The organism is Bosea sp. PAMC 26642 (genome assembly GCF_001562255.1).
Taxonomy (GTDB): Bacteria; Pseudomonadota; Alphaproteobacteria; order Rhizobiales; family Beijerinckiaceae; genus Allobosea.
Genome location: NZ_CP014301.1, coordinates 803,596 through 823,094, shown reverse-complemented (window position 1 = coordinate 823,094; position 19,499 = coordinate 803,596). Strand labels below are relative to the sequence as shown.

21 protein-coding genes and 1 tRNA gene are annotated in these 19,499 nt (G+C 65.5%); 9 read left to right on the top strand and 13 right to left on the bottom strand.

Translation table 11 applies throughout. From position 1 onward, the window contains the following. Positions 1 to 127: 127 nt before the first annotated feature. On the top strand, positions 128 to 1,345 hold the full coding sequence (locus AXW83_RS03900) for a GNAT family N-acetyltransferase (RefSeq protein WP_066610810.1): 1,218 nt from the start codon (positions 128 to 130) through the stop codon (positions 1,343 to 1,345). A gap of 7 nt (positions 1,346 to 1,352) precedes the next feature. Here the strand turns inward: AXW83_RS03900 and AXW83_RS03895 are convergent, their stop codons facing one another. Then, positions 1,353 to 3,509 (bottom strand): GumC family protein, encoded by a 2,157-nt coding sequence (locus AXW83_RS03895; protein WP_066610808.1) that lies wholly within the window; start codon positions 3,507 to 3,509, stop codon positions 1,353 to 1,355. Positions 3,510 to 3,696: 187 nt separating this feature from the next. Between AXW83_RS03895 and AXW83_RS03890 the strand changes: the two genes are divergently transcribed. Both AXW83_RS03890 and AXW83_RS03885 read left to right on the top strand, forming a co-directional pair. Beyond that, positions 3,697 to 4,257 (top strand): polysaccharide biosynthesis/export family protein, encoded by a 561-nt coding sequence (locus AXW83_RS03890; protein WP_066610807.1) that lies wholly within the window; start codon positions 3,697 to 3,699, stop codon positions 4,255 to 4,257. A gap of 22 nt (positions 4,258 to 4,279) precedes the next feature. Beyond that, positions 4,280 to 5,440 (top strand): glycosyltransferase family 4 protein, encoded by a 1,161-nt coding sequence (locus AXW83_RS03885; protein ID WP_066610806.1) that lies wholly within the window; start codon positions 4,280 to 4,282, stop codon positions 5,438 to 5,440. Positions 5,441 to 5,446: 6 nt separating this feature from the next. On the opposite strand, the gene mdtI is transcribed toward AXW83_RS03885, so the two are convergent. Together mdtI and AXW83_RS03875 are read right to left on the bottom strand one after the other, a co-directional pair. Further along, the gene (gene mdtI / locus AXW83_RS03880; RefSeq protein WP_066610804.1) at positions 5,447 to 5,785 is read right to left on the bottom strand and encodes a multidrug/spermidine efflux SMR transporter subunit MdtI; all 339 of its coding nucleotides are present in this window, start codon (positions 5,783 to 5,785) and stop codon (positions 5,447 to 5,449) included. After that, a complete protein-coding gene (locus tag AXW83_RS03875) occupies positions 5,782 to 6,132 on the bottom strand; it encodes a DMT family transporter (protein WP_066610800.1) in 351 nt (116 codons plus the stop codon). Before AXW83_RS03875 ends, mdtI begins: the two co-directional genes overlap by 4 nt. 736 nt (positions 6,133 to 6,868) lie before the next feature. Here AXW83_RS03875 and AXW83_RS03870 point away from each other — a divergent pair. The 3 genes from AXW83_RS03870 (at position 6,869) to AXW83_RS03860 (ending at position 9,873) form a co-directional block, all read left to right on the top strand. Then, positions 6,869 to 8,422 carry an undecaprenyl-phosphate glucose phosphotransferase gene (locus tag AXW83_RS03870; protein WP_066610798.1) on the top strand — a complete coding sequence of 518 codons (1,554 nt, stop codon included), beginning with the start codon at positions 6,869 to 6,871 and terminating at the stop codon, positions 8,420 to 8,422. After that, positions 8,419 to 9,672, top strand: coding sequence for an O-antigen ligase family protein (locus tag AXW83_RS03865; RefSeq protein ID WP_066610796.1), 1,254 nt, complete (start codon positions 8,419 to 8,421; stop codon positions 9,670 to 9,672). Before AXW83_RS03870 ends, AXW83_RS03865 begins: the two co-directional genes overlap by 4 nt. Before the next feature lie 123 nt (positions 9,673 to 9,795). Beyond that, a tRNA-Pro gene (locus AXW83_RS03860) sits at positions 9,796 to 9,873 on the top strand. Positions 9,874 to 10,340: 467 nt separating this feature from the next. Here AXW83_RS03860 and AXW83_RS03855 read toward each other — a convergent pair. After that, positions 10,341 to 11,342 (bottom strand): hypothetical protein, encoded by a 1,002-nt coding sequence (locus AXW83_RS03855; RefSeq protein ID WP_066610794.1) that lies wholly within the window; start codon positions 11,340 to 11,342, stop codon positions 10,341 to 10,343. Positions 11,343 to 11,607: 265 nt separating this feature from the next. Here AXW83_RS03855 and AXW83_RS03850 point away from each other — a divergent pair, with 265 nt between their 5' ends. Next, complete coding sequence (locus AXW83_RS03850) at positions 11,608 to 11,838, top strand: hypothetical protein (protein WP_156639776.1); 231 nt, start codon at positions 11,608 to 11,610, stop codon at positions 11,836 to 11,838. Positions 11,839 to 12,066: 228 nt separating this feature from the next. On the opposite strand, the gene AXW83_RS03845 is transcribed toward AXW83_RS03850, so the two are convergent. Then, positions 12,067 to 12,573 carry a YciE/YciF ferroxidase family protein gene (locus AXW83_RS03845; RefSeq protein WP_066610791.1) on the bottom strand — a complete coding sequence of 169 codons (507 nt, stop codon included), beginning with the start codon at positions 12,571 to 12,573 and terminating at the stop codon, positions 12,067 to 12,069. Between the two features lie 159 nt (positions 12,574 to 12,732). Here AXW83_RS03845 and AXW83_RS26945 point away from each other — a divergent pair, with 159 nt between their 5' ends. Beyond that, positions 12,733 to 12,900: a hypothetical protein gene (locus AXW83_RS26945; protein ID WP_156639774.1), complete on the top strand. Its 168-nt coding sequence runs from the start codon at positions 12,733 to 12,735 to the stop codon at positions 12,898 to 12,900. A gap of 38 nt (positions 12,901 to 12,938) precedes the next feature. Here the strand turns inward: AXW83_RS26945 and sugE are convergent, their stop codons facing one another. The 7 genes from sugE to AXW83_RS03810 all read right to left on the bottom strand — a co-directional run bounded on the left by sugE (position 12,939) and on the right by AXW83_RS03810 (position 17,648). After that, the gene (sugE, locus tag AXW83_RS03840; RefSeq protein WP_066610788.1) at positions 12,939 to 13,253 is read right to left on the bottom strand and encodes a quaternary ammonium compound efflux SMR transporter SugE; all 315 of its coding nucleotides are present in this window, start codon (positions 13,251 to 13,253) and stop codon (positions 12,939 to 12,941) included. A gap of 84 nt (positions 13,254 to 13,337) precedes the next feature. After that, positions 13,338 to 13,877: a MerR family transcriptional regulator gene (locus AXW83_RS03835; RefSeq protein ID WP_236841807.1), complete on the bottom strand. Its 540-nt coding sequence runs from the start codon at positions 13,875 to 13,877 to the stop codon at positions 13,338 to 13,340. Continuing rightward, the gene (locus tag AXW83_RS03830; RefSeq protein ID WP_066610786.1) at positions 13,874 to 14,188 is read right to left on the bottom strand and encodes an integration host factor subunit alpha; all 315 of its coding nucleotides are present in this window, start codon (positions 14,186 to 14,188) and stop codon (positions 13,874 to 13,876) included. Before AXW83_RS03830 ends, AXW83_RS03835 begins: the two co-directional genes overlap by 4 nt. A gap of 192 nt (positions 14,189 to 14,380) precedes the next feature. Then, positions 14,381 to 15,358, bottom strand: coding sequence for a beta-ketoacyl-ACP synthase III (locus AXW83_RS03825; RefSeq protein WP_066610784.1), 978 nt, complete (start codon positions 15,356 to 15,358; stop codon positions 14,381 to 14,383). A gap of 13 nt (positions 15,359 to 15,371) precedes the next feature. Further along, entirely contained in the window at positions 15,372 to 16,433 is a 1,062-nt protein-coding gene (gene plsX / locus AXW83_RS03820; protein WP_066610782.1) for a phosphate acyltransferase PlsX, read from the bottom strand. 115 nt (positions 16,434 to 16,548) lie between these two features. Beyond that, entirely contained in the window at positions 16,549 to 17,103 is a 555-nt protein-coding gene (locus tag AXW83_RS03815) for a YceD family protein (protein ID WP_066610780.1), read from the bottom strand. Further along, positions 17,100 to 17,648: a ubiquinol-cytochrome C chaperone family protein gene (locus AXW83_RS03810; RefSeq protein WP_066610779.1), complete on the bottom strand. Its 549-nt coding sequence runs from the start codon at positions 17,646 to 17,648 to the stop codon at positions 17,100 to 17,102. The genes AXW83_RS03815 and AXW83_RS03810 overlap by 4 nt, the downstream gene beginning before the upstream one ends. Before the next feature lie 159 nt (positions 17,649 to 17,807). On the opposite strand from AXW83_RS03810, the gene AXW83_RS03805 reads away from it, so the two are divergent. Next, positions 17,808 to 18,302 carry an outer membrane protein assembly factor BamE gene (locus AXW83_RS03805; RefSeq protein ID WP_082766925.1) on the top strand — a complete coding sequence of 165 codons (495 nt, stop codon included), beginning with the start codon at positions 17,808 to 17,810 and terminating at the stop codon, positions 18,300 to 18,302. Positions 18,303 to 18,377: 75 nt separating this feature from the next. Here the strand turns inward: AXW83_RS03805 and AXW83_RS03800 are convergent, their stop codons facing one another. Continuing rightward, positions 18,378 to 19,310 carry a DMT family transporter gene (locus tag AXW83_RS03800; RefSeq protein ID WP_066619769.1) on the bottom strand — a complete coding sequence of 311 codons (933 nt, stop codon included), beginning with the start codon at positions 19,308 to 19,310 and terminating at the stop codon, positions 18,378 to 18,380. Between the last annotated feature and the right edge of the window lie 189 nt (positions 19,311 to 19,499).

The following is a 19,499-nucleotide window of genomic DNA, read 5'->3' as shown; positions in this document are numbered from 1 at the left end:
AAATCCGCCGCAACCGCTCGCTAACGCTGTTCGCCGATGCTTCGGCTTGTCTGCATCACTTTGACGGGTCTGTTCACAATGCCGGGTTAAGGCAGTCGTCCCTGTCCGCGCAGAGGCCGCCGCATTGATGTCTGCTCTTGCCGAACGCAACCGCGTGCCGGCTTCGGCCGAAAGCCGGAGCAGCGCCGCGTGGCAGCCGTGGCGGCGCATTACGGTCGATACCGATATAGCGGCGCTCGAAAGCGAGTGGCGCGCGCTGGAAGCACAGGCGCTGGTGACGCCCTATCAGGCTTATGGCTGGGTTTCCGCTTTCGCTGCGACGGTCGGCAAGGCCCATGGCATGGATTTCCGCTATGTTGCTCTGCGCGATGATGAGGACCGGCCTGTCGCGATCCTGCCGCTGGTGATCACGCGGCGGCTGGGCGTGCGGTTCGCCGAGTTCATCGGCGGCAAGCACGCCAACTATCATATGGGGTTGTTCGCGCCGGGTTTTGCGGCGGCGCTGGACGGGCAAGCGGCCGAGGCAATGCTGCACGAGGTCGGCGCGGCGATCGGCGGGCTCGACGCCCTGGTCTTCGTCAACCAGCCGGTGCGCTGGGGCGATGCCTCCAACCCGCTGGTGCTACTTGCCTCCGGCCCGAGCCCGAGCGGCGCCTACAAGCTTGCGCTGGTCCCGGGCGACGCCGAGGGCACGCTGAAGCGCTCGATGAGCAGCCACGCCCGCAAGAAGCTCAAGAACAAGCGCAACCGCTTCGCCGGCTTCGGCGCCTCGGCGCTGGTCAGGGCTCGGAGCGAGATCGAGATCGAGCGCATCACCGAGGCCTTCTTTTCCCAGAAGGCGGCGCGTTTCGCCGCGATGGGCATTCCTGATCCCTTCGCGGAGCCGGCGATGCGGGCCTTCCTGCGCGAAGGCGCTCAGGGCGCAGCGCCGACGCTGGAACTCTATTCGCTCGATGTCGCGGGCCGCTCGGTCGCGACTTATGTCGGCGCAGTCCAAGGCGGCCGCTTCTCGGGGATGGCGACCTCCTTCGCCATGGACGAGGACATCGCAAAGACGAGTCCGGGGGAGATCCTGCTGGTCGATCTGATCGCACTGAAATGCCGCGAAGGTTTTTTAGCGTTCGACCTCGGCGTCGGCGAGGCGCGCTACAAGACGACGATCTGCGACGACCGCGACGATCTGGTCGACACGTTCCTGCCGCTGACGGCAAAGGGCAGGCTCTTCGTCGGGTTCAGCCGCCTGAAGCGCGAGGCCAAGCGCCTGGTGAAGGGCTCGCCGACGGCGCTGAAGCTGGCGCAGCGAGCGTCGGGGTTGATGAAAAGGCAGCGCGCGGTCGAGGAATGATCGGCCGTCAGGCCGGCTCCTGGTCGCGTTCGCGCGACGCGACCAGCCGGCTCGGCACCGGTTCGTTGGCGTCCAGAACCAGCGCGACCGGCGCCTTCGTCAAATCCGCCAGCCTGTAGGCGGCCTCGATCGCATGGCCGTTGCCGACCTGGCCGGCCATGACAAGGCCGCCCTGGGCGCGGCCGACCAGCGGCGCGAGTACGGCCGCCTCGTCGTTGGAGGCGGCTGCGACCAGTACCCAGTCATAGGTCTCGCAGAGCGCGTCGAGCGCGAGTTCGACTAGGTCGGGCGCAGCCAGCACGGCGTCGCGGCCGGCACGGCCGGGGCCGATGCGGTGCAGGCGCGAGCCGGTCTCGCGCGTAATGATGTCGGAGAACAGCGCCTCGCCGGCGAGAAGCTCGGAGAAGCCGGGCTCGGTGCGGTCGCCATCTGCGGCGAGATCGACGATGATGCAGCGGCAGCGCTGCGAGAGCAGTTCGGCGAGGTCGCGCGCGGTCGTCGCACCATGGCCGCCGCCGTCCAGCACAACCACCATGGGCGCCATGCCGCGGGCCGGCTCCTCGATGCGTTCGGCGATGTCGGCGAGCGTCTGCTCGGGTGCGTCGAGGTCGAGCGTCACCTGACCAAGGCGGCCGGCATGGGTCAGGAGACCGGCGACGCGCTCGCGGCGCGGGTCGGAGTTGGTCCGGCCGGGCCCACCGACGACCCAGCCCGGCGCCCGGCGCGGCTTGTCGGCCGGCGCAGGCGCGCCCGACTGGCCGTTGAGCAATTCGCGCGAGACGATGGTGGCGAGCGCGACGAGGAAGGTCGCCAGCGTCGCCACGACCATGGTCGGAACCTTCTTGGGGAAAGAAGGCTCGCTCGGCTCGACGGCGCGCGAGATCACCCGGGCGTCGGCGGGGGTCGCATTCTGGGTGTCGCGGGCGACGGCTTCGCGATAGCGCAGCATGTACTGCTCGAGCTGGTCGCGCAGCGTGCGGGCCTCGCGCTCCAAGGCGCGCAACTGGACCTCGCTATCGTTGGCGGTGGAGACGTTCTTCTTCTGGCCGTCGAGAGCTGCGGTAAAGCTCTCGATGCGCTGGCTGGCGATCTTGGCTTCGTTCTCCAGCATCCGCACGGTCCGTTCGGCCGCGGCACGAAGCTGGCCTTCGAGATCGGTGAGCTGGGCGTTGAGTTCCTTGATCCGGGGATGCTCGGACAGGAGATTGCGCGATTCGAGCGCGAGCTGGGCGCGCAGATTCACGCGCTGTTCGATCAACCGGCGGACGAGTTCGTTGTTGGCGACGTCCGGGATTTCGAAGGTCCGGCCCTGCTTGATGGCATCGCGGATCAGACCGGCCTTGGCCTGCGCCTCGGCCTGCTGGCTGCGGGCCGTCGAGAGCTGCGTCGAGAGATCGCCGAGCTGCTGGGCGGTGATCGTGGTGTTGTTGGCGCCGACCAGAAGGCCGTTGCGCGAGCGGAAATCCTCGACCTTGGCCTCGGCCTCGGCCAGACGCTTGCGCAGAGGTTCGATCGTGGTCGAAAGCCAGGACGAGGCACTGCGCGCCGTGTCCTGCTTGGCCGCCTGCTGCAGTTCCAGATAGACGTCGGCGATGGTGTTGGCGGCCTTCGCCGCCAATGCGGGATCCTGCGATGAGAACTCGACCGAGACGATACGGGAGCGGCCGACGGGATAGACCAACAGCCGGTCGAAATACTTCTCCAGCACCCGGTCTTCCGGCGAACGGTCGGCCGGATGGGCGCCCAGGCCGACCAGGACGCCGACCTTCTTCAGCGTGTTGAGCGCACCGGCGCCCGCGTCGAATTCGGGATTGCCGACGAGGCCGATGCGCTTGATCGCCTCGCGGGCGAGATCGCGGGACATGATGAGCTGGACCTGGCTCTGGACGGCCTCGCTGTCGAATTGCTGCCCCGAGCTTTCCCCCGTCGACTGGCCCGGCCGGGTGTAGAAGCTGTCGCGATTCTCCAGCAGGATGCGGGCCTCGCCGGTGTAGCGGGCGGGTACCAGGTTGATCGCGACGACGGACAGACCGAGCGCGGCCAGGCTCGGACCGATGATCCAGGCCTTCCGGCGCTTGATCGCGGCCCACAGCGCCGCGAGATCGAGCATGTCGCCGCGACCTTCGCCGGCGGCGCGCGTCTGGCTCTCGGTTTGAGCGGTCATGACCCATCCGTTCACGCATAAGGACTGAAGCGCGGCTTTCGGCCGCGCGCCAATCCATGAAAGCCCATTAAGGTTAGTGCGGGGTTAAGGCCGGCCTGCGGGCAGCCTCGGCCGAAGGGGATCGTCAGGCTTTTTTAACCATGTCGACCGTAAGCCTAGGGCAGGTTCCGCATGGGTATAGCCAGTGATGAGTCCCCGCCTCACCTCTCTCGCCTTGGCGCTCGCGCTGACGGCCGGCGCCTGCGCGCCGCGCTATGTCGAGGCCGACTACGCCATGGCGCAGCCGAGCGGGCCCTACCGGCTCGCCAGCGGCGACAAGCTGCGCATCATCGTCTTCGGACAGGACAATCTCTCCAATATCTACGCTGTCGACGGCTCGGGACGCATCTCGATGCCGCTGATCGACACGGTCGAGGCGCAAGGGCGCACGACGCAGCAGCTCGAGCGGGCGATCGAGGGCAAGCTGCGCGGCGGCTTCCTGCGCGAGCCCAAGGTCTCGGTCGAGGTCGATTCGTACCGGCCGTTCTTCGTGCTCGGCGAGGTCACCAATTCCGGCCAGTTTCCCTATGTCAACGGCATGACCGTGCAGACGGCGGTGGCGATCGCCGGGGGCTTCACGCCACGCGGCCAGCGCAGCTTCGCCGAGGTGACGCGCCTGATCGACGGTCAACTCGTCACCGCGGCGGTACCGATCATCTATCCGGTGCAGCCGGGCGACACGATCGTGATCAAGGAACGCTGGTTCTGAGCCTGTTCGCGGAGCTGTCGTCATGACCGAGGCCGCGCCACCGCTGCGCATCCTGCATGTGTTTCGCGCACCGCTTGGCGGGCTGTTCCGCAACGTGCTCGACCTTGCGCGCGGACAGGCGGCGCGCGGACATCATGTCGGGATCTTCTGCGATGCGACGACCGGCGGCACACGTGCCGACGATGTCTTCGCCGAGCTGTCGGACAAGCTCTCGCTCGGTGTGATGCGCGTCGCCATGTCCCGCTATCCGAGCCTGACCGATGCCAAGGCGCAGCTCAGCCAGATCAGGCTGCGCGCCCGGCTGAAGCCCGACATCGTTCATGGCCACGGCTCCAAGGGCGGACTCTATTCGCGGCTGCCGGCGCTGCTGACGCCCGGCCGCCGCTACGCCACGGCCTACACTCCCCATGGCGGCAGCTTCAACTACAAGCCCGGCTCGACCGAACACCGCGTCTATATGGGCGTGGAGCGGTTCCTCGAGCGCGCCACGGACATGTTCATGTTCGAGAGCGCCTTCATCGCCGGTCGGTTCGAGGCTCATATCGGCCATATGCCGCTGACCGACCATCGCATCGTGCTGAACGGCATCTCGGAGCCGGAGTTCGAGCCGATCGACCATAGCCAGGCCGGGTTCGACCTCGTCTATCTCGGCGAGCTGCGTTCGGCGAAGGGCATCGACACGCTGATCGAGGCGCTCGCTTTGCTGAAGAGCCGTGACGGGCTGACGCCGCGCCTGCTGCTGATCGGTTCGGGACCGGACGAGGCGGAGCTGCGGCAGATGACAGTCGATCGCGGCGTTGCGGCACAATGCGTCTTCGAGCCGCCGGGACCGATCCGCCGCGCGCTGTCGCAGGCGCATGTGATGGTGGTGCCGTCGCGGGCGGAATCGCTGCCCTATGTCGTGCTGGAGGCGGCGGCGGCGGCCCAACCGCTGATCGCGACCGATGTCGGCGGCATCAAGGAAATCTACGGGCCGCGCCATAGTCACAGGCTGATCGCCGCAAACGACCCGGTCGTGCTGGCCGACGCGATCGCGCGGACGCTGGCCGCGCCCTATGCCGAAAGGCGGGCCGAGGCGACCGATCTCGCGGCGCATGTCCGGCAGAACTTCCAGCTCGACGCGATGGTCGATGGCGTGATCGCGGCCTATCGCGTCGCATTTGCCGCTCGCCCGTCGCGCTGAGCAGGTTCAGGCCAGCTTCAGCGCGACGACGCCGCAGATCACCAGAACGATGCCGGCCCAGCCGGCCGGGCGGATGGCCTGGCCGAAGGCGAGCGCGCCGACGATCGCCGTCACGACGAGGCCGGCCCCGCCCCAGACGGCATAGGCAACGGAGAGATCCATACCGCGGATCGCCTGCGCCAGCGCGGCGAAAGCGCCGATGACGAGGACGAGGCCCAGCGCGCCGAGGAGACGGCGCTTCAGCCCGTCCGACAGCTTCAGCAGATAAGTTCCCGACACTTCGAGAGCGACCGCAAGCACGAGCCAGAGCAGCGCGAGCGACTGCGGCAGGAGGGGGGCGATCATGCCGGCCTCCTCTGGTCGTTGTGACCACTACCGACTCCGCGTTCGAGCAGGACGATGCCGGCGATGATCGCAGCCAGTGCCAGGATGCGCTGGGGCGTCAAATGCTCGCCGAAGAGCAGGTGGCCAGAGATGGCGATGCCGACGATGCCGAGCCCTTCCCAGACCGCATAGGCGACGGCCATCGGGATGACGCGCAAAGCGACGCTTAGCAGCGCGAAGGAGAGCCCGATCAGGAGCAGAGGCAGAAGCGCCAGGACAGCGGGCGCGGAGATGGAGGATTTCAGCGCAGCCGTCGCAACGATCTCGACGGCGATGGCCGCGAGCAGAATGAACCAGTGGAAAGACATGGGGCACACGGGCCGGGCCGATTCCAGGTACCGCGGGGGCGGTACACAGACAGCCTGGCTATAGCTTGAGTTTCGAGATGAAGTCTTGTTCGAGATCGGGGCGGTGAACCGCCACGAAAAACAGCACGACGGGGCGTCCAAACAACGGCCGAAACCGGGGACATCTTCCGCTCACAATGTGCTTCTCAGACACTCATCAAGGATGCTTGTGAGCGATTTTCTGCTTTATGTCAACCACATAGAACTTCTGATATTAATGATGCCGTCGGCTCGGAACGAGAATCCCGGCATCGAAGCTGTGTCAATACATTGGCAGGCCACGACAAAATCGGCTTTCTTCACACCTCCCAGTCAGGGCCGCGCTTGCGCAAAACCGGCGCCGGACGGTCTTCGCCGAGCGTCTGCCCCGTGGAAAATCGAGTGATATTCTGGGCATCTGCGGGAATCAGACCCTTGCCGTCATTCCGGGCGCAGCGAAGCGGAGACCCGGAATTCATCGTAGGGCGCCGCGGTGCTCGATGATGGATTCCGGATCGGCGCGGCTTGCGCCGCTTGTCCGGAGTGACCGGCAAGTAGCGTTCGAAAACCCAAATCAACAGAATACCGTCCCCCACACCTCCCACCCGATCAAGCCAAAACAGCGACTCGACCGATTAAGCCTTCCGTGAGCATTTTCGGCTAGACGAACGGCACGATCGAGCGGTTCTTCCGTCGGTCCGACCAAGGATGGCTTGCCATGGGTGCGTTCGACGTTCGCGATATGATCAAGGCCGATGCTGCCACGCCTCTCGGTTCCGGGATGCCGGGTTCCGAACGGATTCGACCGACACGCGCCTTTCATCCGCTGGCCGCACGCATCGCCGCCATGCCGGTTCAGCCGACCCTGTCACCGGTGATGATCGAGGGTGCGGTCCGGCTATTCGACGTGCTCGCGATCTGCGCCGTGGGCGGGCTGATCTACTGGCTCTATGTCGCCGGCCACGCCGAGAGCTCGCTGCACTACCAGGTCACGGTGCCGGTGCTGGCGGTCGGGATGCTGGGCGCCTTCCAAGCGCTGCATCTCTATCATGTCGGGGCGCTGCGCAATTACATGGCCATGGCGGCGCGGCTCGTCGCCGGCTGGACCACGCTGTTCCTGATCGCGCTCGCGGTCTTCTTCTTCCTCAAGATCGGGGACCAGGTCTCGCGCGTCTGGCTTGCCGGCTTCTATGTCGGCGGGCTGGCGGCGCTGCTGGCCGAACGGTTTGCCGTCACACTCGCCGTGCGCAGCCTGACGCGGCGGGGGCGGTTCGAACGGCGCACCGCGATCGTCGGCGGCGGCGAGGCCGGCGAGGCGCTGATCCGCGCGCTCGAGGCCCAGCAGGACACCGGCCTGCGCGTCTGCGGCGTGTTCGACGACCGCAACGACGACCGTTCGCCCGATCTGGTCGCCGGCTATCCCAAGCTCGGGACGATCGACGATCTTGTCGAATTCGCCAGGCGCACCCGGCTCGACCTGGTGATCTTCACGCTGCCGATCTCGGCCGAGGCGCGGCTGCTGACGATGCTGCGCAAGCTCTGGGTGCTGCCCATCGACATCCGGCTCTCGGCGCATATGTCGAAGCTCCGGTTCCGGCCGCGCTCCTACTCCTATATCGGCGCCGTGCCGGTGCTCGATGTATTCGACCGGCCGATCGCCGACTGGGACATCGTCGTCAAATGGATCTTCGACAAGGTCGTGGGGACGCTGGCGCTGATCGCGCTCCTGCCGGTGATGCTCGTCATCGCCATCGCGATCAAGCTCGATTCGAAGGGGCCGGTGCTGTTCCGGCAGAAGCGCTACGGCTTCAACAATGATTGCGTCGAGGTGCTGAAGTTCCGCTCGCTGCATCACAACATGAGCGACATGGCCGCCGCCAAGCAGGTGACCAAGAACGATCCGCGCGTGACCCGCGTCGGCCGCGTCATCCGCAAGACCTCACTGGACGAGCTGCCACAATTCTTCAACGTGGTCTTCAAGGGCGATCTCTCGCTGGTGGGTCCGCGCCCGCACGCGATCCATGCCCATACCCAGAACCGGGCCTATGAGCAGGTCGTCGATGGCTATTTCGCGCGTCATAAGGTCAAGCCAGGCATCACCGGCTGGGCGCAGATCCATGGGTGGCGCGGCGAGACCGATACCGACGACAAGATCCAGAAGCGCGTCGAACACGACCTCCACTACATCGAAAACTGGTCGGTGCTGCTGGACCTCTACATCCTGATCAAGACGCCGATCTCGCTGCTGACCAAGAACGAGAACGCCTATTGAGCGCGCTCGCGGACCGGTCCCGGGCGGACGCGCCGCCACGGAGCGGCCTGCGGGTCTCCCATGGCGCGATCAAGCGCGGCGCGTTGTGGCTTCTGACGGCGTCGAGCGGGTTCGCGCTGATCGAGCCTTCGCCCTATGAAGTCGTCTTTCTGCTGGCGGTGCTCGTCTTTGCGCTGACCGGCATCCGCTTCTCGCAGAAGCCGCTGCCGCTGCTCGTGCTTCTGCTGCTCTACAATATCGGCGGGGCCTTCTCCTTGATCCCCTGGATGGACGAGAGCGCCTCGGTCCGGTTCACGGCCGTCTCGGTCTATCTGATGATCACCGCGGTCTTCCTCGCCGCGATCATGGACGACGACACGATGGCGCGGCTGGAGACGCTGCGGCGCGGCTATGTCTTCGCGGCCTGGTGCGCGGGGCTTGCCGGCGTGCTCGGCTATTTCGACGTTGCGGGACTGAGCAGCGTGTTCTCGCTTTATGGGCGCGCCTCAGGCACCTTCAAGGACCCCAACGTGCTGGGGCCCTTCCTGGTGCCGCCGATCGTCTTTGCTCTGCAGCATGTGCTGATCGGCCGGCTCGGTCTGATGCGCGGGTTGTTCCTGATGAGCCTGCCGCTGGCGGCGCTGTTCCTGACCTTCTCGCGCGGCGCCTGGGGCAATCTCGCGGGCTCGGCGATCCTGATGGTGGCGCTGACCTTCCTGACCACGGCGGGAGCCTCGCGGCGGGCGCGCATCGTCGGGCTAACCATGGCCGCTTTCGTGCTGATGGCGGCGGCGCTGCTGGTCGCCCTCTCGTTTGAAAACATCCGCAGCGTCTTCGAGATGCGCGCCAGCCTCGACCAGAGCTACGACCAGGGCGTCACCGGGCGCTTTGGAAACCAGCTTCGCTCGATCCCGCTGCTGCTCGGCGAGCCCAACGGCTTCGGGCCGCTGCGCTTCCGCTGGTTCTTCCCGGAGGACCCGCACAACGTCTACATCAACGCCTTCGCCTCCTATGGCTGGCTCGGCGGCTTCGCCTGGCTCGGGCTGACGGCGGCGACCTGTTATGCCGGCTGGACGCTCGTCTTCCGTCGCTCGCCCTGGCAGAACCACGCCATCGTGCTCTGGTCGGTGCTGTTCGTCACCATCCTGCAGGGCCTCCAGATCGACACCGACCATTGGCGGCACTTCTATCTGATGCTGGGGCTCGTATGGGGGCTGGCCGCGCTGCGGGTGCCCCCGCCTTCCGGGCCGAGCGGCGCGCATTCCGGCTGATTTCAACTTCGTCATCAGTCCGGGGCTCGATCCTGCACGAGCGCCGGATCGCCGACGGGTGTTCCCGATCATTTCGTCAAGCACGTTGCATCCGCGCGAAGGCGACACTATAAGCCGAGCCGTCGGAGCGTAGCGCAGCCCGGTTAGCGCACTTGTCTGGGGGACAAGGGGTCGGAGGTTCGAATCCTCTCGCTCCGACCATAAATCCCAAAAAAATATTAGGGGCCTTGTCATCTGGATCCGCCTGGATCTGGATCGCTGGCATGAGCTGAAGACCGCATAATCGCGCGCAGTCAGGTCAGGTCTCTGTCCGACGCCCCCTTGGATGATGGCTTTCGCGAGCTTGTCCGCTGCCGGAACCCGTCAGGAAAATCTTCGGTCATTTATCCCCGGGGCCAGGGCACCCGTTAAGACAACGTGAACACGTCCATGTCCGAATACGGATCCGACTGCTCGCAAGGCACAGGCACCACATGATCTGGGTCGCCGCTTTTCATCTCTCTTCGCTCATCGTCGTCATCGGGCTTGCCTGGAAGGCGCCCGAACTGCCCTGGCACGACTAGCTCTCGCGCCTGCCAGGCTTCTAAGCTTCGACCGGGGCCGAGCTTGGGAAAGCTCTCGACCGGGCAGCGGCCATCTGCCTGCCCAACACACGCGCTGCGACCAGACTATCGGCCCTCATAGGCGAACTCGAACAGGCTGGATGGACGCTCGGCGATGTTGCATTGCTGGCGCGACCAGATCAACTCCTTGGATTCGTTGCCGCCTTCGAGCACCCAGCCGAAGATGAAAAAGCCCTTTGGGGCTGCCGTATAGGCCGCCTTGATCATCGTGATCAGCAGTGTCCACGACAAACCGCGATTGCCGGGCAGCGAGCCGCCGTCGATATAGAACGTCGATCTGCCGAACTGGACCCCGGAGAACACGCCCACGGTCCGATCGCCGCGGATTACCGCTGCGCTCACCGCATAATGCCGGAAGGAGAGGATCCGGAAGGCGGCACGGGCCAGCACCCGAAGGGTGGAAAACGGTATCCCCTTCGCGTCGTAGACGAGCTTCCTGAGGTTGCTGCATTTGCCGAGCAGCTTGATCGCGGAGGGGCCGCGATAGCTTTCGATATAAATCGCCTCATTTTCCAACGCGGCTTTCTTCAGATTGCGTTGGACGTTCTTGTGAAGCGACTGGGCGTAATGGTCCCAATCCGATGACGCTGCAAAATCGATATACTGCACCCTAAATCGCGTGACATCGACGAGGGTGGTGCCCTCGATCCGCTCCAGCTGGTCGCGGCGGTCTCGATCCATGCTCCACAACGAGCCATAATAGAAGCGCCCGCTTCCGATATGCGTGAGCAGTGCCCGCATACAGGCCGTCCAGTAATCGTCGAAATCAGGAAGGACCTGAAGCCGATCCTCAAAATGGTACGCACCTTTGAAAAAGCGCAGAGCGCACTGGCCGATCTTGGTCTCGAAGCCATCGGTAGACGCATAGAACACAAAGAACATGCGTTTGCCGAACAGCAATTGGACAAGGTTCGACGCAAAATTATAGGCGGAGCACTTGAACGAGGCGTCGCAGGTCTGAGCGAACCCGTCCCATTCGCGCCTGTCCAGTTTAAGGAGGGTGAAGCGCTCGACGCGTATCGTCGTTTCCGCCACGAATGCATTCATCTGCTTGATCCGTCGCCAGCATTGCCTGACATGCAATGAAACGACGGTTAGTCGCCGGACCTTACTTTAGTGTATCCAGCAGTTCGATCGACGATTTACTGGTTAAAACACTACTGAGAGTTTCCGCAGCATTTAGCGCATGTCGACTTGCTCGAAGACGACTGAAAATCGGTCATCCCCCGCTGGCGCCGATTCCCGGCTCGCAACCGCGGCCATTCGCGCGTAAGCTTGCGTCATGATGTTGCGTGACGAACGGGAGAGAGCGATGGCAGGGGAAGACCGTGGACCACGCGCCTGGCACGATGTGCATAGCGTGCAGGAAGCACCGCGCGAAAAGCAGAAGTCGAGCGGGCGCATCGCGGCTGAAGAGGCTGCGGCCCGTAAGAAGATCGAGACCCTGCGCGCGCTCCGGATGGCGAAGATCGCGGCCGAGCCGCCACCTGAGCCTGTCGCACCGAAGGCGAAGTCCAACAAGCGCAAGGTCGCCGTGCAGTAGGACCGTCCTGAAGCAAAGGTCCGGCCGTGGCCGGGGGATTGGAATTTTCTCGTTTGGCTGCTGTTGCTGGCGATCCCGCCAGGACTGGCGCTAGCTGGCTATTGGGCGCGCGGTTTGAGAAAGCCAAAGGCGCCGAAGGTACCGCCCGGCGATCCGGGCAACCCGACCTGAGCGTAGACTCTTCCTAAAAAATGCCCCCGCCAGTTCGCACTGCCGGGGGCATTCGCATCAGGCGGCGGCCTTCTGGTTGACGCCGCCTTCGGCCATTTTCGAAAGCTTGCCGTCAGCGGCGAACTCCTCGTCCAGGTTGTTCTGCAGCAGGGCGGCGCAGTCGTTGCGTCCGAGCTGCTTCGCCCAGGCGGTAAGCGTACCGTACCTTGTGATCTCGTAGTGCTCGACGGCCTGTGCGGCGGCGATGATCGCCGCATCGAGGACCTGCTTATCGGCCACCTCGCCGGCGAGTTCGTCGGCTTCCTTCAGGATGCCGTCGATCGCAGGGCAATTGACGGCCTTGGCTTCGGCGCCATGCTGCTTGAAGACCTGCTCCAGCCGCTCGATATGGCCTTGGGTCTCGGTGCGATGGGCCTCGAGCGCCTGCTTGAGCTGCGTATCCGTCGCCTTCTCGATCATTTTGGGCAGGGATTTGTGAATCTGCTTCTCGGCATAATAGATGTCCTGAAGCGTATGGACGAAAAGATCGTCCATCGTTTTGATGTCCTTGGAAAACAGTCCCATCGTAAGCTCCTGTCGCTGGTTTGGAATGACAGGCCGGCGCCGCTCGCGGCGCGCTTCCCCCGCTCCAGGAACGCCTTTCCCGGGGATTGGGTTCCGGCCTGGAAGCCGGGCCGGTAAATCCCCGTGCGCCGCGCGCTGCGGCAGGGTAAGGATGGCGCCATGGAGATCGTTATCCCCCTGCTGTTGGGCGTCTCACTGATCTGGCTGATTGGCCGCCGCATACCGTGGAACGCCAAGTTGCTGACACTGGCCGTGACGCTGGCGGCCGTGGTGCTCATCGTTCTGCTGGAACGCAGCGGCCATTGGCCCGGCGCCTTCAGAAGGTGACCCATCGCACGGTCTTGCGTCGACCGGCTGAGCCGCGTTCAGGACACCAGCTTGAGGCCGACGATGCCGGCGACGATCAGGCCGATGCAGGCGAGCCGCAGCGCGTGGGACGGTTCGCCGAACAGGACGATGCCGAGTATGGCCGTGCCGATCGTGCCGATGCCGGTCCAGACCGCATAGGCGGTGCCGACCGGAAGGGTCTTCAGCGCCAGGCCAAGCAGGGCGATGCTCGCCACCATGCTCACGAGCGTCAGCGTAGTCGGGACCAGCCGCGTGAAGCCTTGCGTGTATTTAAGCCCGATCGCCCAGCCGATCTCGAACAGCCCTGCGACGAACAGATAGAGCCAGGCCATAGACGTCCTCATTCGCGATGGTGGGACAGCAGCCTCGAATGACACGCTGCTCGTCGGACGCTGCCCCCGTGACGCGTCGAGCCGTCAGGCCGGGTCGGGGGCCGGCTGCAGCGCGCTGCGGAGGATCCTCTGGCACTCCTGCAGCTCGGTGAGGACGGCGCCGAGAACGGTGACGTCGTCGAGCCCGTCGGGGGGGGCGGCAGCCGCCGCTCGTGCACTGTCGAACGATTGAGGCGACATCGCAGCAGCCTGCGGGGCCGGTCCGGCCGACGCCGCGACCGCTCTTTCGCGATCCTGCGGGCCCAACGGGCCGCCGCGGCCGATCGCCTGGACATGGCGGGGGCCCTGCTCCTTGAGGATGCGCTGGAGGCCCTTGATCGTGTAACCTTCGCCGTAGAGCAGCCGGCGGATGCCCTTCAGCAGGGCGACATCGTCAGGCCGATAGTAGCGCCGCCCGCCGCCGCGCTTGAGTGGCTTGATCTGGGTGAAGCGGGTTTCCCAGAAACGCAGGACGTGCTGGGGAATATCAAGGTCCTCAGCGACTTCGCTGATGGTCCTGAAGGCATCTGGGCTCTTGTTGTCCAATTCGGCCTCGGGATTGCCGGTGTGGAACTCCAGAGTCACTCCTCATCGCCCTCGCCGGAATGCCCGTTGATGCGGGCCTTCATCACGTTCGAGGGTTTGAACACCATGACGCGACGCGGCTCGATCGGGACTTCGACACCCGTCTTCGGATTACGCCCGATTCGCTCGCCCTTGTCTCGCACCACGAATGAACCAAAGGACGAGAGCTTGACGTTCTCCCCACGCGCGACCGCATCGCAGATCTCGTCGAGCACCGCCTCGACGAGTTTCGACGACTCCGTCCGCGACAGACCGATCTTCTGATAGACAGCCTCGCACAGATCCGCGCGAGTGACCGTTTGCCCCGCCATTCACATTCTCCAAGGCGTTATCGTGTGCTGGCGGCACCGTCGCCTGCAATTCGCCATTATGGACGCCGCGGACGCTATGCGGAGCGATTGCGCGGGTCAATCCTCGAACGGGGCGAGTCTTGCGACTCTTCTCGCAAAGTCCCTGAATCATGACGGAAATCGTCACAGAGCGACGGATCGGAGACGCCTGGATCACCAGCGGATCAGCGCCGACCCCCAGGTGAAGCCGCCGCCCATGGCTTCGATCAGGACGAGCTGGCCGCGCTTGATGCGGCCGTCGGCATGGGCCTCGGCCAAAGCCAGCGGGATCGAGGCTGCCGAGGTGTTGCCGTGGCGGTCGACCGTGACCACGACGCGCTCATGGCCGATGCCCAGCTTGTCGGCCGTCGCGTCGATGATGCGGCGGTTGGCCTGGTGCGGCACGAACCAGTCGATGTCGGCCCCGGTCAGCCCGGTGACGGCGAAGGTGTGGCGCACGGTCTCGGCGAGATTGACCACGGCATGGCGGAAGACCTCCTTGCCTTCCATGCGCAGCAGGCCGACCGTTCCCGTCGAGCCGGCGCCGCCATCGACATAGAGCTTGTCCTTATGGCGGCCGTCGGAGCGGATATGGGTGGTGAGGATGCCGCGATCGGCGAGCGTACCCTCCCCCGCCTCAGCGGAGATCACCACCGCGCCTGCGCCGTCGCCGAAAAGCACGCAGGTCGTGCGGTCCTCCCAGTCGAGGATGCGCGAGAAGGTTTCGGCGCCGATCACGAGGGCGGCCCTTGCGGCGCCTGTGGTGATGAACTTGTCGGCGGTCGCCAGCGCGAAGACGAAGCCGGAGCAGACGGCCTGGAGATCGAAGGCGGCGCCTGCGCCGATGCCGAGCGCGGCCTGGATCTGGGTCGCGGTGGCGGGAAAGGTGTGGTCGGGCGTCGCGGTCGCGACGATGATCAGATCGATTTCGCTGGCGTCCATGCCCGCGTCGGCCAGCGCGGCCTGCGCGGCCTTCAGGCCGATGGCGGAGGTGGTCTCATCGGCGGCGGCGACATGGCGCTGGCGGATGCCAGTGCGCTGGACGATCCATTCGTCGGTCGTATCGACGCGCGTCGCCAGCTCGGCGTTGGTGACAATGCGCGCCGGCAGATAGGAACCGCAGCCGCGGACGACAGAGCGGAGAATGGACACAGTCCCGTAATCCCTATTTGGCGACGGCGGCGGCCTGCATGGGCACGGCCTGCGGCCGCGCGGTCGCGGCAATCATCTCGCGGACCTTCGCCATCAGGTCCTCGCGGGCCATCTCATAGCCCAGTTCGGTGGCGCTGGCGAAGCCTTCGGCATCGGTGCCGCCATGGCTCTTGATGACGATGCCCTCCAGCCCGAGGAAGACCCCGCCATTGACCTTGCGCGGGTCCATCTTGTCCTTCAGGGCAGCGAAGGCACCGCGCGCGAAGAGATATCCGATCCTGGCCATCAGCGAACGGCTCATCGCCGCCTTCAGATAGGTGCTGATTTGCCGTGCGGTACCCTCGGCGGTCTTGAGCGCGATGTTGCCGGTGAAACCCTCGGTCACGACGACATCGACCGTGCCTTTGCCGAGGTCGTCACCCTCGACGAAGCCGTGATACTCCAGATGCGGCAGGTTGCTCTCGCGCAGGATGCGGCCGGCTTCCTTGACCGCCTCGACGCCCTTGATCTCCTCGACGCCGACATTCAGCAAGCCGACGGTCGGGCGGTCGAGATCGAAGACGACGCGGGCCATGGCGGCGCCCATCACCGCGAGATCGACGAGATGGCGGGCATCGGCGCCGATCGTGGCGCCGACATCGAGCACGACGCTCTCGCCGCGCACCGTGGGCCAGAGGCAGGCGATGGCCGGCCGGTCGACCTGCGGCATCGACTTCAGGCAGAATTTCGACATCGCCATCAGCGCGCCGGTGTTGCCGGCCGAGATCGTGACGTCGGCCTCGCCGGTCTTGGTGGCGTCGATGGCGCGCCACATCGAAGACTTGTAGCGGCCGTAGCGCAGCGCCTGGCTCGGCTTGTCGTCCATCTTCACCGAGACGTCGGTATGGTGGAAGGTCGTGACCGCCTTGAGCTTGGGATGCGCGTCGAGCAGGGGCAGCACCTGCGCCTCGTCGCCGAAGATCACGAAACGCGCGTCGGGACGGCGCTCCAAAGTCAGCGCCGCACCCGGAATGACGACGGAAGGGCCGTGATCTCCGCCCATCGCATCGAGGGCGATTGTAACCGGTCGTGTCATGAGGTGCTGGCTGGTCCCGGGGGCGGCCGCCGTTCGAGCGGGGGCGGTTCGATGCGGGCGGGACAATAGCGACTTGAGCCGCCGCCGCAAGCGCAACCGCAAGCCGGTTCCCGCTTCATTCGCTGCGTTTGAGCCGGGCCAGCGCCGCGAAAGGCGATTCGACGGCGGGGCCCGCTGCCGGCGCGTCGAAGGCCGCCCCCGGCTTGCGCGGATAGGGATCGAGCGCCAGCGCCAGGAACTCCTGCGTGACGGCGCCGAGATCGATCATACCGTCCAGAATGGGCTCCGGGGGATCGTCCTCGTTGAGCCTGACCTCGACATCGACCTTGCCATCCTCGTCGATGCCCTCGCGGGCGGCGGCGGCCGAAATCTCGACCTGGGGCGCAAAATCCAGCCTGACTGGAACGCTGAGCGAGACCGGGAAGGGTTCTAGCGTGACGATGCAGGTCTGGTGCAGCGCGGCTTCGATGGTGCCCTCAAGCTTCACCCGCTCGCCGTTGCGGGTCAGGTCGTAACGTGCGACGACCGACTCGACGGAGGCAAGATCGAGCACCCGCGCCAGGGTCGACAAAGCGGCAGCGTCGGCCTCGACCCGGACGACAGAGCCGCGCGGCTTGATCGTCTCGACCGCGACGGGGTGGCTCAAAGGCAAGGTCGGGTCGGGCGTCATGATGCGACTCCTGGGCTTGAAACCTGGCTTGGGAACTCCGGAAAGGGAGGCTCCGCGAGGATTGCGGCGAGATCCAGCGTAGCCAGCCGCTTTTGCGCCTCCCGCGCATACTCCGCCAAGGCGGCAGCCCCTTCGCCCGAACCGGCATTGCGCGCCAGAGCCTCGACCAGACCGGCAGGGTCGGTATCGAGCACGGCCACCTCATAGGCCTGGACGCGACCATAGAAGCTCTTGGCGATCTTCTTCATGCGCTTGGGCACGGCGATGTCGCTGATGCCGCCATTGCGGAAGCCGATCTCGAGATAGGCGAAGCAGGCATCGACCAGATCTTGCGCGAGGTCAGCCGCCGGCGCCGGCAACTCGCGCAGGCGGCGCAGGACGAGGAAAACATGCAAGGTCAGCGATTCGAAGCGGCCCTCAAAGGTGTCGGGAATGCCGCCCGCCTGATAGAGTGCGGGCTGGCGCGACGCTTCGGCGATGCGCGAGAACAGCGCGTTCACCGGCGCCAGCCGGTCGTTGCGTTTGCCGAACAGACCCAGGATCACGCGTAACGCTCCATCTGACGTCCAAACCAACCGACGTCCGGCCCCGCGGACGCCTCTGCCTTGCCAAAGCCATCCTCGGGCGTTACGCCAACCTCCACCCAATTGACAAGCGGACATGGCAGCGCGCCGTCGTCCGCCCCGCCTCTGGATCGTGTCCGAATGCTCGTCACAACCCGCCGCGCGGCCCTTTTCGGTCTTCTTGCCACCTCGTCGCTCGCGCTCGCCGGCTGCGGCCCCAATGCCGGGGGATTCGTGTTGCCGACATCGGCCGGCATCAACGAGGAATACACCCGGGGCTTTGTCATGGATGACGGGCTGATCGCGCAGATCAAGCCCGGCATGGATGTGCAGACCGTCCTGACGACGCTGGGCACGCCCTCGACGACCTCGACGGTCGGCAACCGGACCTTCTACTACATCAGCCAGACGGTGCGCCGGCGCTTCCAGTTCCAGGATCTGAGCGTGATCGACCAGAAGGTGCTGGTGGTCTATTTCAACAAGGCCTTCAAGGTCGAGCGCATCGCCAATTACGGCCTGCAGGACGGCGTGATCTTCGATTTCATCAGCCGGACCACGGCGACCGGCGGCGAGGAGCAGAGCTTCCTGCGCAACCTCTTCCGCGGCGTGACGAAGTTCACGCCCTTCGGGTCCTAGCCGCCGCGGCAGGCAAGCAGAACGATCAAACCCGCAGCCTCGACTGCGGGTTTTCTTTTGCCGCCCCTTGGAATTTCAGCGCGGCGCCACCGGCCGCCCTGCGGGCAGCGTCATCGCGAGCACCCCACCAACGACAAGGACCAGCCCGGCCCAGGCCGTCGGCGCCAGTGCTTCGCCGAGCACGATCATGCCGATCGCAACGCCGGTGGGTACGCGCAGATAAGCCACCGAGGTGGTCGCGACGGAGCCGAGCCGGGCGATCAACCGGAAATAGATCACGAAGGCGAGCGCGGTCGAGACCAGCGACAGCGCGAGCAGGGCCTGGATCGATGCGGCCGAGGGGGAGATCGTCCAGGGCCGGTCCAGCACGAGGCTGAGCGGGATCAGGATGACCGCCCCGCAGATCAGCGACCCGGCGGCCGGCATGATCGGATCGAGCCCCTTGAAGTTGCGGCCGAACAGTGCCGCACCGCCATAGCAGAGGCTGGCCGCTACAAGCGCGAGCTGGGCCGCGAGATGCTCGCCGAACCCCGCCATCGCCTGCACACCGACGATCAGGACCGTGCCGGCCAGACCGGCCGCGACGCCGGCAAGCTTGAGGGCGCCGAGGCGCTCGCGGCCGACGAGCAGGCCCGACAGCAGGCCCGACAGCAGGACGACGAAGATCGGACTGGTCGAGCTCAGGATCGTGGCGAGGCCGGCATCGACGCTGCGCTCGGCCCAGGCGATCAGCGTGAAGGGCACGACGCTGTTCAGGCAAGCCTGCGCCATGAACAGCCGCCAGTTGTTCATATCGCGAGGCAGACGAAGGCCGCGCAGCCAGATGACGACCGACAGGGCCGCTCCTGCGATCAAGGTGCGCGCCGCGATCAGGGAGATCGGCGGGATCGTCTCGACGCCGATCTTGATGAGGGTATAGGAACCGCCCCAGAGAACGGCGAGGACGAGCAGCAAGGCGAGGTCGGCGAACCGGCTCGTGCCGGCGTCGCGGGTGGTTGTGGCAGGCATCGTCATGGTTTTCTCCAGGGGGCTGGAGAGACCATGGCAGCGGGACGGCGCGCTGGCTTCCTTGAACGCTACGGGGATGGCCGTAGTGTTCGGCGACGACGGAGAAGGTGATTCAAGCCGTTTGGCCAAGCAGCTGTGTCTGAAAAGAAAAACCCGCGGATCGCTCCGCGGGTTCTCGATCTACCAGCC